Annotated in this window: 16 protein-coding genes; 9 read left to right on the top strand and 7 right to left on the bottom strand. The window is 66.6% G+C overall.

The window, feature by feature from the left end:
- Positions 1 to 8: 8 nt before the first annotated feature.
- Genes OHB24_RS35270 through OHB24_RS35290 form a run of 5 tightly spaced genes read right to left on the bottom strand, consistent with a single transcriptional unit; the run spans position 9 to position 2,769 of the window.
- Positions 9 to 413 carry an arsenate reductase ArsC gene (locus OHB24_RS35270; RefSeq protein WP_327635234.1) on the bottom strand — a complete coding sequence of 135 codons (405 nt, stop codon included), beginning with the start codon at positions 411 to 413 and terminating at the stop codon, positions 9 to 11.
- Complete coding sequence (locus OHB24_RS35275; RefSeq protein WP_327635235.1) at positions 406 to 1,137, bottom strand: MIP/aquaporin family protein; 732 nt, start codon at positions 1,135 to 1,137, stop codon at positions 406 to 408. The genes OHB24_RS35270 and OHB24_RS35275 overlap by 8 nt, the downstream gene beginning before the upstream one ends.
- On the bottom strand, positions 1,134 to 1,799 hold the full coding sequence (locus OHB24_RS35280; RefSeq protein WP_327635236.1) for an arsenate reductase ArsC: 666 nt from the start codon (positions 1,797 to 1,799) through the stop codon (positions 1,134 to 1,136). Before OHB24_RS35280 ends, OHB24_RS35275 begins: the two co-directional genes overlap by 4 nt.
- Entirely contained in the window at positions 1,796 to 2,479 is a 684-nt protein-coding gene (locus OHB24_RS35285; RefSeq protein WP_327635237.1) for an arsenate reductase/protein-tyrosine-phosphatase family protein, read from the bottom strand. The genes OHB24_RS35280 and OHB24_RS35285 overlap by 4 nt, the downstream gene beginning before the upstream one ends.
- Before the next feature lie 32 nt (positions 2,480 to 2,511).
- Entirely contained in the window at positions 2,512 to 2,769 is a 258-nt protein-coding gene (locus OHB24_RS35290) for a metal-sensitive transcriptional regulator (protein ID WP_327635238.1), read from the bottom strand.
- 154 nt (positions 2,770 to 2,923) lie between these two features.
- Between OHB24_RS35290 and OHB24_RS35295 the strand changes: the two genes are divergently transcribed.
- The 7 genes from OHB24_RS35295 to OHB24_RS35325 all read left to right on the top strand — a co-directional run bounded on the left by OHB24_RS35295 (position 2,924) and on the right by OHB24_RS35325 (position 11,341).
- Positions 2,924 to 4,300 carry an MBL fold metallo-hydrolase gene (locus OHB24_RS35295; protein WP_327635239.1) on the top strand — a complete coding sequence of 459 codons (1,377 nt, stop codon included), beginning with the start codon at positions 2,924 to 2,926 and terminating at the stop codon, positions 4,298 to 4,300.
- Between the two features lie 35 nt (positions 4,301 to 4,335).
- Positions 4,336 to 4,503 (top strand): hypothetical protein, encoded by a 168-nt coding sequence (locus tag OHB24_RS35300; protein WP_327635240.1) that lies wholly within the window; start codon positions 4,336 to 4,338, stop codon positions 4,501 to 4,503.
- A gap of 51 nt (positions 4,504 to 4,554) precedes the next feature.
- Entirely contained in the window at positions 4,555 to 4,902 is a 348-nt protein-coding gene (locus tag OHB24_RS35305) for a hypothetical protein (RefSeq protein ID WP_327635241.1), read from the top strand.
- A gap of 70 nt (positions 4,903 to 4,972) precedes the next feature.
- A complete protein-coding gene (locus OHB24_RS35310) occupies positions 4,973 to 5,947 on the top strand; it encodes an alpha/beta fold hydrolase (protein ID WP_327635242.1) in 975 nt (324 codons plus the stop codon).
- 130 nt (positions 5,948 to 6,077) lie between these two features.
- The gene (locus OHB24_RS35315; RefSeq protein WP_327635243.1) at positions 6,078 to 7,613 is read left to right on the top strand and encodes an alpha/beta fold hydrolase; all 1,536 of its coding nucleotides are present in this window, start codon (positions 6,078 to 6,080) and stop codon (positions 7,611 to 7,613) included.
- 1,022 nt (positions 7,614 to 8,635) lie between these two features.
- Positions 8,636 to 10,432 (top strand): alpha-amylase family glycosyl hydrolase, encoded by a 1,797-nt coding sequence (locus OHB24_RS35320; RefSeq protein WP_327635244.1) that lies wholly within the window; start codon positions 8,636 to 8,638, stop codon positions 10,430 to 10,432.
- Between the two features lie 420 nt (positions 10,433 to 10,852).
- Entirely contained in the window at positions 10,853 to 11,341 is a 489-nt protein-coding gene (locus OHB24_RS35325) for a hypothetical protein (protein ID WP_327635245.1), read from the top strand.
- Between the two features lie 90 nt (positions 11,342 to 11,431).
- Here the strand turns inward: OHB24_RS35325 and OHB24_RS35330 are convergent, their stop codons facing one another.
- Positions 11,432 to 11,923, bottom strand: a complete 492-nt coding sequence (locus OHB24_RS35330; RefSeq protein WP_327635246.1) for a MarR family winged helix-turn-helix transcriptional regulator — start codon at positions 11,921 to 11,923, stop codon at positions 11,432 to 11,434.
- A 60-nt stretch (positions 11,924 to 11,983) separates the two neighbouring features.
- On the opposite strand from OHB24_RS35330, the gene OHB24_RS35335 reads away from it, so the two are divergent.
- Both OHB24_RS35335 and OHB24_RS35340 read left to right on the top strand, forming a co-directional pair.
- A complete protein-coding gene (locus OHB24_RS35335; protein ID WP_327635247.1) occupies positions 11,984 to 12,301 on the top strand; it encodes a hypothetical protein in 318 nt (105 codons plus the stop codon).
- 55 nt (positions 12,302 to 12,356) lie between these two features.
- Entirely contained in the window at positions 12,357 to 12,632 is a 276-nt protein-coding gene (locus tag OHB24_RS35340; RefSeq protein ID WP_327635248.1) for a DUF167 domain-containing protein, read from the top strand.
- An 82-nt stretch (positions 12,633 to 12,714) separates the two neighbouring features.
- Here OHB24_RS35340 and OHB24_RS35345 read toward each other — a convergent pair whose 3' ends face one another.
- Entirely contained in the window at positions 12,715 to 14,109 is a 1,395-nt protein-coding gene (locus OHB24_RS35345; RefSeq protein ID WP_327635249.1) for a serine/threonine-protein kinase, read from the bottom strand.
- Between the last annotated feature and the right edge of the window lie 211 nt (positions 14,110 to 14,320).

A 14,320-nucleotide genomic window follows, 5' to 3' on the forward strand; every position in this document is an offset into this window, starting at 1 on the left:
CCAATTCGTCATCGGCTGGCGGTGAGGTCGGCGACGAGCTTCTCCACACGACCGCGGATATCGTCACGGACCTGGCGAACGACCTCGATCGGCTGGCCGGCGGGGTCGGTGAGTTCCCAGTCCTCGTAACGTTTGCCGGGGAAGATCGGGCAGGCGTCGCCACACCCCATGGTGATCACGACGTCGCTCGCCCGGACGTCCTCGGTGGCGAGCAACTGCGGGACGTTCCCGGTGATGTCGATCCCGACCTCGCGCATCGCCTCGACCGCGGTCGGGTTGACCTGGTCCCGCGGCTCAGATCCGGCCGACCGGACGTCCACGGTGTCGCCGGCAAGGTGCCGCAGCCACCCGGCTGCCATTTGCGAGCGGCCGGCGTTGTGGACGCAGACGAACAGCACAACAGGCTTACTCACGATGCAACTCCAGATCCGGTACGGCGGACTCCTCCGCGGAGTCGCCCAGCTCGGGGTACAGCACGACAACCAGGCCGGCGCCGACGACCGCGCCGATCACCTGGAAGAAAACGAAACCAGGAACGGAACCAGGTGCGATCCCGGCGAACGTGTCACTGAACGCACGGCCGACCGTCACGGCAGGGTTCGCGAACGACGTCGACGAGGTGAACCAGTAAGCCGCGCCGATATACGCGCCAACAGCAACAGGTACGACGGCGCCGCGACCCGACCGGACGAGCGCGAAGATCAGCAGGATCAACCCCGCGGTAGCGACCGTCTCCCCGATCCACAAGTGACCCGCGGACCGGTGCGTCGTCGACCACGAAACAGCGCTCAGCCCGAACATCACATCGGCCAGCACCGCGCCCGCGATCGCACCGACGACCTGCGCCGCGACGTACGCTGACAGATCCCGCAGACTCAGGCCGGCGCCGGTCCGCCGGCCGAGCCACCAATCGACAACCGACACGACCGGATTGAAATGCGCACCGGACACCGGCCCGAGCATCAAGATCAGAACAGCCAGCCCGAGCGCAGTCGCGAACGAATTCTCCAGCAACTGCAGTCCAGTGTCGCCGGGCGGTAGTTGAGCGGCCGCGATCCCCGAACCGACGACAACCGTCACCAGCAACCCCGTCCCGGTCCCCTCCGCGACAACCCGCCGCCACAACGCCAAGCTCATCCGTTGCCCACCGCAACCTCCAGTTCGCCGAGCAGGGCACGAACGCGGCGCTCGATCTCGTCGCGGATCGGGCGTACGTCGGCGACGTCGAGGCCGGCCGGGTCGCCGAGATCCCAGTTCTCGTACCGTGTACCGGGGAAGATCGGGCACGAGTCACCGCAGCCCATCGTCACCACCACATCCGCGGCCCGCACGACCTCGTCGGTCCAAGGCTTCGGGTACTCGGTGGAGATGTCGATCCCGCGCTCGGCCATCGCAGCCACCGCAGCAGGGTTCACCTCGAGCCCAGGCTCGGAGCCACCGGACCACGCGACCGCGCGAGCACCGGCCAACTGCTGGAAGAACCCCAGCGCGATCTGCGACCGGCCGGCGTTGTGCACGCACAGAAACAGGACGACCGGCCTGCCGTCGTCGTGGTGACCCTCGACCCGGGCAAGCGCGCCGAGTCGTTGCCTCGCGAACCGTTCGGCCAGCAGGGGAAGGAAGTTCGGGACCGTGCTCCCCGTAGCGAACTGGTCGTAGCTGGAGTGCAGGAACCGCTCGACAGTCTCCGGACCGTAGACACCGGAGAACTCGTCGGCCAGTCGAGCAGCCGCGGTGCGCAGAGCGAGGCTTTGGTCGATTGACAGGTCTTCGCGGCGGTGCCAGGCAAGTTCAGTCATCGCGCGCTCCCCTCACGTGACAATGCAGGCACCAACCGGTCGATCCGATCGGCGAGTTCGGTGTACGCGGCTTCGAAGGCCGCGTCGGTGTCGGCCGGGGCCGGGTCGGGGATCGACCAGTGCAGGCGGGTTTCGTGCTCGAGATGCTCGTACGCGTTGTCGCACACCGCGATCAGCAGATCGTCACGCCGTACGACGTCCCGCAGCCGCGCGGTGCGCCACCCGGCCGGATCCAGTCCGTGCCGCCGGGCGACCTTCACGGCTCGCGGATGCACACGCTCCGCCGGGTGCGTGCCCGCGGACAACGCCGGGACCCGGCTGCGCCGCGACCAGATCGCCGCGGCCAACTGGGAACGCGCCGAGTTCTGCGTGCAGACGAACACCACTCGCTCCGCGCCGGCCAACGCCGGGGTCGCGATCGACGTCAGCGCCTCGGGACGGAGCTGCACATAGGTGCGCCGCCTGTCGCCTTCGGACCGCGTCCGCGCGACGACACCGGCCGCCTCCAGGACCTTCAGATGATGAGCCACCAGATTCGTCGGCAACTCCAACGCCGCGCCGAGCTCACCCGGCGCCGCATCACCGGCCACCAGGGTGTCCACGATCGCGAGGCGTACTGGATCACCGAGCGCGGCATGAATTCGGGCCCGCTCCACCACGGAGAATCTCTCAGCATTCATTGACTCAATAATCACTGAGCTATTCCAACGCGTCAAGCCAGGGCGAGGAAGAGCTTCTCCATCTTCGCCACGTCGACGTCGCTGCTCTCGTCGGCGAGGCAGTGCTGCAGACCGGTGCTGACGATCGCGTATCCGGACCGTGCAAGCGCCTTGTTCACGGCGGCGAGCTGGGTCAGAACCGACTCGCAGTCCGCACCTTCTTCCATCATCCGGATCACGCTGCCGAGATGCCCGTGAGCGCGCTTCATCCGCGTGATGATCGGCTTGATCTCATCCGGCTCGAACTCCATCGAATCTCCTCGGTCAGCTCCACGAAGCACTGGATCAGCGTCGTCGCCACCAATTCTACATCCCCCCAGCGGGATGTGTTACCGTCGAGATCAGAACCCCCTAGGGGGATAACCAGGAGTACCTCGGGACGCTCCATCCGCAAGTGAGGACGCGATGACCGACCAGAGCCGTCTGACCATCCGGACCATCGAGACGCCGTCGCTCGGTGACCGCAGTTACCTCGTCCACGACGGCGACGTCGCATTCGTCATCGACCCACAACGCGACATCGATCGCATCCTGGAGATCCTCCGGACCGACGCCGTACGCCTGACCCACGTCTTCGAGACCCACATCCACAACGACTACGTCACCGGCGGCTTCGCACTCGCCCAGGCCACTGACGCTGCGTACCTGGTCAATGCCGACGACAACGTCTCGTTCGACCGCACGCCGCTGCACGACGGCGACACCGTCCGGATCGGCGACCGGATGCGGGTCCGCGCGATCCACACCCCCGGCCACACATTCACCCACCTGTCCTACGCCCTCACCGACAACGACCAACCCGTCGCGGTCTTCACCGGCGGGTCCCTGCTGTACGGCGCGACCGGACGGCCCGATCTCCTGGGCCCGGACCATACCGACGCTCTCGCCCGTCATCAGCACCACTCCGCACACAAACTCGCCCGGGCGCTCCCCGACGAGACCGAGGTCTACCCCACCCACGGATTCGGCTCGTTCTGCTCCGCCACGCAGTCCGCCGCGGCCGAATCGACCATCGGGCAGGAAAGGCGCTCCAACCCCGTCCTGACTCAGGACGAAGAGGACTACGTCCGCGACCTGCTCGACGGTCTCGGCGCCTGGCCCGCTTACTACACACACATGGCACCCGCCAACTCCGCCGGACCCGGTGCTCCCGACCTCTCGCTCCCCGAGCTTGCCGACGCCGCCGAGCTGCGCCGCCGGATCGAAGCCGGCGAATGGGTCGTCGATCTGCGCACCCGCACCACCTTCGCGGCCGGCCACGCACCCGGCACCCTCAACTTCGGGCGCGACGGCGCCTTCTCCACCTACCTCGGCTGGCTGATCACCTGGGGCACACCGGTGACGTTACTCGGCGAGACCGCCGCGGATGCCCAACAGGCGCAGCGCGAACTGGTTCGGATCGGCATCGACCGCCCAGCGGCCCACGCAACCGGCGGACCTGACCAGTGGAGTGTCGCGACACCTGTGTCCTTCCCGACCGCCGGCTTCGCCGATCTCGAACAGGTCCGGCATCATCGCGACGTCGTCGTGCTGGACGTACGCCGTACCGAGGAACACAGCGCCGCGCGGATCGAGGGAGCAGTCAACATCCCCATCCACGAGCTGCCGCGACGCATCGCCGAAGTACCGCCCGGGGAGGTGTGGGTCCACTGCGCCGCCGGCTACCGCGCCTCCATCGCAGCCTCGTTCCTGCACGCCGCCGGCCGCACCCTTGTCGCTGTCGACGACCAGTTCGAGAACGCGGCAAAGACCGGCCTCCAACTCATCCGCCCGCAAGTCTGACGTCGTACACCCGAACGCGACAAGGAGAAACCAGCATGTGCCGACCCGTCACCTGCAAGACCTGTTCCAAGACGACCTGGGCCGGCTGCGGGCAGCACGTCGCACAAGTCAAGGCGACCGTTCCTGCCGACCTGTGGTGCCCCGGCCACCCGAAGGCCGAACGCCAGGGCGGCAGCTGGCTCGACAAACTCCTGGGCCGCTGACAACACGCGGCGAAGCCGGCGTCCGGACGCCGCCATACTGAGGTGATCATGATGCGAGCCAAGGACGCGCTCTACAGAGCCTTTACCAAGTTGCACGGGGCCGTGTTCTTCCGGTCGAAGGGCCGGGTGTTCGGCCGGGCCGCAGGTATGACGGTGGTCGGGCTCCTGACCATCGGCCGGAAGACGGGGCAGCGACGGACCACCATCCTCACAGCGCCGATTGCCGACGAGGGTACAGGCGCTACCAGCAACGCACCGACCGTCAGATCCCCGTCGTCGTCCTCGAACCGGCGTCAGCAGACCGTGTCGCCGATCAGGCTGCCGACGCCGTACGTCGCGGAGACGACCACGCTCTGCCGCAGGCCTGAACGGTGCCCGCAGGAGACGCGTCACCAGTGACAAACGAGGGGAACCAGGCGCGGGCGGTGAGCTCGCCCAAGCCCCTGTCGACGGGCGGTAGCCTGGAGTGGTGCAGTACACCGACTGGGGTGAGCGTGCGGCTCGCTGGTCCGGAATTCGCAGCGAGACAGTCGATGTGCACGGCACGAAGGTGCACTACCTGGTATCTGATCAGACGCGGACGTCGGAGATGCCGGTTCACCTACTCGTCCCCAACCCGGCCAACAGCGCCTCGAACTGGCTCGACGTACTCGCGGAACTGCGACCAGACACGCACGCGATCGCGGTGGACCTGCCCGGCACCATCGCCGGCCACACCGCGCTGCCGAACCGGCGTGCGGCGAGCATCGACTCCAACGTGCTGTTCCTGCGCGATTTCGTTGACGCACTCGAGCTAGATCGGGTCGTGGTTCACGGCTGGTCGGCGGGCGGGATGATTTCGTTGCTGTTCGCCGACCAGGCGCCCGAACGGGTCGCCGGGCTCATTTTGGTGGTGCCTGCACTTCCTCCCCCGCTGAGCGCCCGCGAGGCGCGCCTGTGGCAAACCCTCGGCAGGGCGGGGCTGGCCGTCGTCGCACCGGTCGCCCTTGTGCTGCTCCGCACTTCGGGTCGGCGAATCCTCGCAGCGCAACTGCGGGTGCTGGACGATCCCGCCTCGATCGCGGGCAGCAAGTGGAGTACGGGCGGTGACCTGACGAGAATGTCGGACGAAATCGCCGGTCTCATGCGGGACGAGATGTCGGCGGTCGAGCCGACGCGTTTGGGAAACGCGGTCACGGTATATGTCTCGCTGCTGTCGCTGATGTTCGTCCGGCGGCGACCCGTACTCGAGGCGATGCGCCGGGTTGCCTCGCCAACTCTTCTTGTCTGGGGCGACGAGGATCGCCTCACTCCCCCCTCGTCGATCGATGACTGGACAGGTCAACGGCCCGATTGGAACCTGGTGGCCCTCCCCCGCGTCGGTCATGCGCCGCCGTTGGAAGTGCCAGCCGATTACGCCCGCACGGTCATCGACTGGTGCGGTCCACGATTACACGACCGATAGAGCTGTACGCGCCAAACGCCGCTCTTGCGGACCGCCAACCCCTCCGTTGTGCCTCCGTTCGCGAGGCTTTCGCCTCTACACACCATGCCCGGGCGAGGCGACGGTGAAGGAGTTGGGACCGCGTTCCGACATGAGGCCCACGGAGGCGAAGATGCACGTCCGCAAAGAAGGGTCCGACAATCTCGGTGCCACCCAAACGCGCACCAGAGCGTTGGAAGCGGCGGCGGTTGCCGGGATGGCGGGCGTAGTCGCGGGCTGGCTGATTCCCCGGGGTCCCGTGACAACAGTTGAGGCGCTCATCGCTGTCGTGGCGGCGCTTGCGGTCGGGTTCGCGGCCGGATGGCTGATGCGATCGCGTTGGGCCATGCTGCTCGCACCGGCAGTGTTCATGCTGGTGTATGAGGTGGCCCGGATGCGTGTTCAGGGTCCAACTGTCGATGGCATCCGTCTCGACAACCTCTACGGCGTGATGGCGCTGGTTGCCGGTCGTGGGGTCGACGCCCTCCTCGTGCTGCTGCCGATGGTCGCGGGTCTTGTTTACGGAGTCGCGCTGGCCAAGCAGCCCCAAGGACCGTCTGAGCCGGTCCGCAAACGTCACTGGCTGCGCCGCGGTTTTCTCGCCCTTCCCACTCTGGCCGTCATCGTGCTGGTTGCCGGCATCCTGCGGCCGGCCTCCACCGAAGCGATCCTCGGAGAGAACGGGGAGCCGCTCACGGGCAGCGTCGCCGAGCTCGTCGATGTGCAGATCGGGGGACACGGCCAGTCGATCATGCTGCGTGGCGTGTCCGCACAGTCCCCCGTACTCCTGTTCCTCGAGGGTGGTCCCGGCGGGACCGGGCTCGGCCGCATCCGCAATTCCGGTGAGGACCTGGAACAGAAATTCGTCGTCGCCACTTGGGACCAGCGCGGCACCGGCAAGTCCTACGACGCACTCGAGCCACGCTCGACCCTCACCGTGGAGCAGATGGTCGACGACACCTTGGCGGTCACCAATTATCTGCGCGACCGCTTCGACGAGCAGAAGATCTACCTGGTGGGGAGCTCGTGGGGCACCATCATCGGCACGCTCGCGGTGCAGCGCTCCCCTGAGTTGTTCCACGCCTACGTCGGCACCGGTCAGATGGTGGACCCGTTCGAGACCGACAAGCTGATGTACGCCGAAAGCCTGGCCGACGCAGTGGCCCGCGGTGATGACGGCACGGCAGACGCACTGCGTGAACTCGGCGAGCCGCCGTACGCCGACACACTCGACTATCCCGTGGCGATCGCCTCGAACGCACAGTGGATGGACTTCGAGCATGGCAAGGACTACAACGCCGCCGCGGAGTACCCGGCCAGCTTGTTTGTCGGCGAGTACACGCTCATCGAGCAGCTTCGCGGCATGGCCGCGATCGCCGAAACGTTCAACGTGCTCAATCCCCAGCTCAGCAACACCGACTTCCGTGTCGACGTGCCGCGCCTCGGCGTCCCGGTCTACCTCGTCGAGGGCAGCCACGAGGCCGCCGGCCGCGAGACCCTGGCGCGTGAGTGGTTCAACCTCATAGCGGCACCCAGCAAGAAGTACGTGGTCTTCGAGAACTCAGGACACACCCCGCCGTTCGACGAACCCGGCCGCTTCGCCGCACTCATGGGCGACATTCGCATCGCTGCGGAACGCTCGCCGTGAACGGCCACATCATTCGCCGGCCACCACCCGCCGCCCACCATCGCGCGGATGTCTTCAGCACTCAACCGCTCGGTCGGCTCTATGGCCACCAGCCCGGCGAGTGCAGCCTTCTTCTCGGCCACGGCAGCGTTGTATGTTCCGACTGGTCAACGCCTCGGGATCCCAGCCGGCCTCCAGCGCCCGTTGAAGCCGCGTGATCGTCGCATCTGCAGCAGCAATCCTGCGGCGGAACATTCGCTCGGCCGCGTCCGTGGGATCGTCGTCACTCTGTGCACGCGCCCTCGCAGAGGAGATCTTGGTGGATGTACACCGTCGGCGGATGTCCAAGGTACGCACTGCATCGGCGAGGTGGTCCTGTCGGCAGGTCAGACATCGGGCACGGGCCGGCAACTACTCGCTGGCCTGGGCGAACGGCCGCCCGCACGCCGGTTCGGCACAGACCATGCGGCGCTTGCCGACGACGACCTCGACCGTGTCGCCGCACCGGGATGTCGCGGACCTGCTATCTGACCCAGGCGTGCACCTTCGTGGAGAACACCCCGCAGTCCGGGCATCCCTCGTCACGATCGATGGCTTGCACGACCACGCGGCGGCGGCCGCCTAATGGCCGGTCGACCGCCTCGATGGCGTCGTATCCGGACAGGTTGAAGACATCGCTCGCAGCGACCAGATGCAGGCGCGACTGTTGCGGCAGCAACGCGACCTGACGGCGAAGGGGCGGCGAGGGTTAGGTAGCAGTGGGTGGTGCCGGGTGAGTGCCGGTGATTGTCAGTCGTCGGGACGAGGGCGAAGGCTGGGGGTTCGGTGACGCCGAGCTCGAGTACTGCGTTGGCGGTCCCAGCTGCTGTTCCGCAATCATCGACCGCAATTAGCCAAAGACGAATTCACCCTTGTTTCAGCCTTGAGACTTCTCCCCAAAATAGAAACATTCGCTTCAATTATTGCCGCCACCGTGCTCGTTGAGTCTCACCACCGTCAACCGCGCGTATGGTGACCGTAAATGCGATCAGCCAGGAGGAGAGATGAGCGGAATCCGCGTCAGCCTCGCACCGTCGTTCCGCGCTGGAATGGGCGCCACTGTCTACGACGGAGGGGTGACGTTCCGCGTATGGGCGCCCCATGCGACCGACGTCTCCGTCGTGCTCGGACCAGACGGCGCGGACGTGACCGTCACGCTTGCGGCCGAGTCGGCGGGCCTCTGGTCAGCCGATGTCGACGGTGTCGTCGCGGGCGCCCACTACAAGTTTCAACTGGGCGGCGCGGATCCCCAGCAACGCAACGATCCCTACGCCCGCGAACTCACGAACTCGGCCGGCAGGTCGATCGTGTCCACGATCGACTTCGACTGGGGACAGCACGATTACCGCACACCGTCATGGGACGACCTGGTGATCTATGAATTGCACGTCGGTACGTACAACGACACCGTCGGCGGCCCACCGGGCAGTTTCGACAGCGTCGAGGCCAGACTCGACCATTTGTCCGGCCTTGGTGTCAGCGCCATCGAACTCATGCCGGCCAGCGAATTCATGGGCGATTTCTCCTGGGGCTACAACCCGGCCCACATCTTCGCGGTCGAACAAATCTATGGCGGACCACACCGGCTGAAGCAACTCATTCGCGCTGCCCACGACCGTGATATCGCGGTGTTTATCGATGTCGTCTACAACCATCTGGGTCCGCAAGACCTCGACATCTGGCGATTCGACGGCTGGCACGAGGGTGACGGCGGCGGCATCTACTTCTACAACGACGACCGCCGCAAGACTCCCTTCGGAGACAGGCCGGACTACGGCCGCCCGGAGGTCACTCAGTACCTTGCCGACAACGCGCGGATGTGGCTGGAGGAGTTCCGCATCGACGGGCTGCGTTGGGACGCGACCGCCCTCATCCGTAATCGGTGGGGTGGCAACGATTCGTCCGGGGACATCCCCGACGGCTGGCGCCTGATGCAACGCGTCACCAGTGAGACCAGCGCTCGCCAGCCGTGGAAACTCCACATCGCCGAGGACCTGCAGACCAACGACTGGGTGACACGCGACGGCGGCGCCGGCTTCGGGAGCCAATGGGATGCGGCCTTCGTGCACCCGGTCCGCCGCGCGTTGACCGCGATCGACGACGCGGACCGCAGTACACAGGCGGTGTGCGACGCGGTCAGCCACGCCTACACCGGAGGTTGGCTTCGCCGCGTGATCTACACCGAATCACACGATGAGGTCGCCAACGGCCGCGCCCGCTTACCGCAGGAGATCACGCCCGGAGACCCCGGCAGTTGGTACGCGCGGAAACGATCGACACTCGGCGCAGCGCTCGTCTTCACCTCACCTGGTATCCCGATGATCTTCCAAGGCCAGGAGTTGCTCGAGGACGAATGGTTCCGTGACACCGACCCCATGGACTGGACGAAAGCGGACACCTACGCCGGCATCCTCAGCTTGTACGGCGACCTCATCGCTCTACGGCGGGACCGACAGCAAACAACCCGCGGCCTCCGCGGACCCTTCGTCAACGTCCACCACGTCAACGAATCCGGCAAAGTCCTCGCCTTTCACCGTTGGAACGCCGGCGGTCCACGGGACGACGTCATCGTCATCGCCAATCTCGCCAACCGCGCGTACGAGGACTACCGCATCGGCCTCCCGAGGGCCGGGACCTGGCACCTGCGCTGCAACACCGACTGGAAGGGCTACAGCCCCGACTTCGGAGCCCAGGACACCTTTGACACGGTCGCAAGCGATATACCCCGCGACGGCATGCCGTGCAGCGCCGGCGTCGCACTCCCGCCGTACACAGCCCTCATCTACTCACAGGACTCCTGAAGCCATGCCGAGATCGAGCGAACCAGCCTTGCCCCCTCGAACATCGGCGATTCAAGCTCGGAGTCATCACACACCGAGGGTGGCGCGCTGATGGGACAACACTCTCCGACATCGCCCCGGATTGCTCCGCATCGTGCAACGCCACAACGAGAACGTCGCAGCCGGCGCACCGTACGTCGTACCGATCGTGCTGTTCCTCGAGGACGAAGCGCGCACCGACATCGTCCGCCGTCCACGCGGACTGTCGACGGAGGTGTTCGTACCACTAGCAGGCGTCGGGCACCTGGCTGCAACGGCTGTCGCGCCTTCAAAGATGTCGAGGATCTCGGTACAACGTCAGCAATGCTTGATAGACGACGCCATTGACCGGTTGCGGCCAAGCGAGTCAGTTGGCCCGGCAGGCCCCTCATCCTGACCGTCATGAAGTCCGTACCGGCCACGCTGGCCGCTCTCCTGTTGCTCGCCGCCTGCGGTTCGACCGAGGAGCCCTCCGGTACGCAAAGCCCATCCGCCCCAGCCAGCACGACCCCCACGCCAACTGCCCCCTCGACTGCCACGCCACCGCCTACGCCGACCCCGAAGCCGCGGCCGGCGCCGAAGGCCAAGGACGGCAGCAACCTGATGGCCTGTGCGGACGGTGACTGCCAAGTCCTGGTCGACAGCGGCCAGAAGATCAAGTTCCGTGGGAACACGCTAGCGATTACTGTCGTCGGCGACTCCGGCACTTTCGCCCTAACCGGAGCCATCCGCGGCGGCACCGGAGGCCTGAGCCCGGACCCGCACACCTTCGGCGACACTGTCGTCCTCGGCGCCACCCAATCCCGAGCCGACGACCCGCCCGGTGTCACCTTGCGCGCGCCGTACATCAGCAACAACCAAGCAATCATCGACATCCACCAGGTCCCCTGACCGGCCGGAGGTCCGATACGCGCGCCGCGATCGTCGGCACGGGTCACGCGGTCGCCGGTTCACAACACATCCGCGGGACGGTGGTATCGCTCAAGTGGTGGTTGCCGGTGAGGGCTTGCCGGAGGTTCGGCCATCCGTGGCTGCGGCGATGACCCTGGTCAGCCGGTCGTGCAGGTCCATCAGCTCGTCGACATCCATGCCGAGGCGTTCGACGACGGCTGGCGGTACCTCCAAAGCCTGGTCACGAAGCGCCCGACCCTCTTCGGTCAGAACGACAGCCAGCGACCGCTCGTCCGAGGCTGAGCGGTCGCGACGCAGGAGACCGGAGGCTTCGAGGCGCTTGAGCAACGGCGAAAGCGTCGCCGGCTCGAGCTGAAGCATTCCGGACAGGTCCTTCACTGAGACCGGCTCGAACTCCCACAGCGCCAACATCACCAGGTACTGCGGATGCGTCAGGCCCATCGGCTCGAGAACCGGGCGGTACAGCGCGATGACTGTCCGCGCGGCCACCGCCAAGGCGAAGCAAACCTGGTGTTCCAGCGCCAGCGGGTTGTCGACCGGCGTGATCTTCGTCGCTGCCATGCCACGAGCGTACCAACCGTATGTAGACTAATAGTTAGTACACTAACTATTGGAGTGATGATGGAGCAGGCCACGGAACGCCGCCCACTACGACGCCGACGTACTCCTCGCCCGATGAACATCGAGACCGTCCAGCGCTGGGTTGTCTCCGCGGTTCTCTTCCACGTCGGCACCGTTCCCGCAGTCACGCTGGCCGTCTACAGCATCGGCGTCGCGGCCACCGACTTCGGCCGCGGCATCGGTCTGTGGCTGATGTCCGGGGTGATCGGCGCCCTCACCGCCGCAGGCATCCTCGCCATCTTCCGCCGCAACCCGCTCTCCCCCTGGCTCCTCCTCGGCATGCTCCCAACCGCCGCCACCGGCCTCTACATCTTCTGACGGTCGTCTGCTGGCCTATGTCTGTTCGGGGTGTCGCGCGGGCGAGAATTCGGGGATGAGGATCCTGCTTCGTGTCAGACCGGGTGCCTCCCGGACCGCGGTTGGTGGTCGGTACGACGGGCCGGCCGGGCCGGCACTGGTGGTCGCGGTGGCAGCTCGTGCGGTGGAGGGCCAGGCGACGAAGGCTGTGCTGGAGGCTGTCGCGGCCGCACTCGGCGTGCGACGCTCGGCCGTCACACTGGTACGGGGTGCCACCAGCCGCGACAAGCTGGTCGATGTCGAAGGCGACGAGAGCGCGATCCGCCTGCGCCTGCAAAGACTGCTGGACTGACTCCTTTGGACAGATCCCGCGAGTCAGGAGCTACAGAACGTCGTACCTCGTCGTGGGGGGACCGCGTCGACGCGGTCTGTGGCTAGTCGGCTGCCGGCGGGGTTTCGGTGCGCTGGGGGCTGGGCGACGAGGTGTCAGGCGGCGGGGTACTCGTCGTGGGAGTGCTGCTGGTCGGCGTGCTTGACGGGGAGTCTCCGGTCGAAGGCGTTCCTCGGGTGGAAGCGCTCGGCGTGGCGCTGCTCCGGGTGGGCACGCTCGGCGACTCCGTGCCCGGCGACGATGTATCGGTGACCGACGTGCTGGGCGAAGGAGTGCTCGGCGTTCCCTGTTCAGAGGTGCCTTGCGATGGGCGAGCCGAGGTGACCTTCGTGCTGTTCGGCTGGTTCGCACCGGCGGTCGATGCCGTTCTCGTCGTGGTGGCGTTCGACGTCGGCGTACTGGGGCTGCTTTGAGGACCGACCTCGGTCGTCGGGGGCAACCTGGTGTCGTTGCCGTTGAGTAGGACGCCGGCCAGCACGGCCGCTCCTGTCGCGAGGACGGCGATCCCCCCGACGAGAAGTGTCCTTCTTCGTGTTCGGGTCGGGGCGGTGACGACTGGGTCGTTCGCTGTCACAACTTCCGGCGCGGCCACAACTTCCGGGACGGACAGGGCAAGGCTGCGATCACCTGCCGGCAACTGCGCACGCAAGGCGCCGCCCGCGATCTCGGCTGCGGACGGACGGTCAGCGGCATCCTTCGCGAGCATCCGCAGCAGAACATTCTCGAACGATCCGGCCAGCTCGGGGCGGGCCGAACTCGGCGGCGTCGGAGCGGTGTCGACGTGCTGGTAGAGAATCGCCGCCGGGTGTTCCGCCCTGAACGGAGGCTGGCCGGCAACCAGTTGATAGAGCACGCAACCCAGCGCGTACACATCGGCTGCCTTCCCCGCCTGCTCACCCCTCGCCCGCTCGGGGGCGAGGTAGTGCGTGCTGCCGACAATCTGGCCCGTCGCCGTGAGCGTGCTCGCCCCTTCTCCTGGAAGGTGAGCGATGCCGAAATCCGCGACCTTCACGATCCCGTCGGCCGTCAGCAGCAGGTTGCCCGGTTTCACGTCACGATGGACGACGTCCTCCAGGTGCGCCGCGGCCAGGCCCGCGGCCGCCTGTTCGACGATGTCGATCGCGCGGTCCTTCGGCAGCGGTCCCTGCTGAGCGAGCTCCGCGGCGACGGTGCGGCCTTCGACCAACTCCATCACCAAGAAGAAGCCTTCGTCGTGACGACCGAAGTCGTACACCGAGACCACATGCGGGTCGCTCAACCTCGCGGCAGCTCGCGCCTCCCGCTGAAATCGTTCGCCCGCTCTGGCGTCCTGATCGGACGGCAGCAGCAACTTGACCGCGACAACCCGCCCCAGCAGTTCATCCGTGGCACGGAACACCTCCCCCATGCCGCCCCGACCAACAGAGGGGCCCAATCTGTACCGCTCAGCAATAAGCATCCTGATCCCCGTACCCAGCCCCAACCGCCGACGAACCCGTTATAACACCCACCTGGCGGTCGGCCGATGATGGGATCCCAGCGAATCCTCACGCTGCGTCGCGATGACGCCGAGTCGCGATTCCCCGGCCCGCGGCGGCTCCCCCGGATCACCGCAAGGCTGGTTGACTGCATTGCGTTCTCCGGAAGGGGATCGCGGACTAAGGTGAGCC

It is taken from the genome of Kribbella sp. NBC_00482, assembly GCF_036013725.1.
Lineage (GTDB): Bacteria > Actinomycetota > Actinomycetes > Propionibacteriales > Kribbellaceae > Kribbella.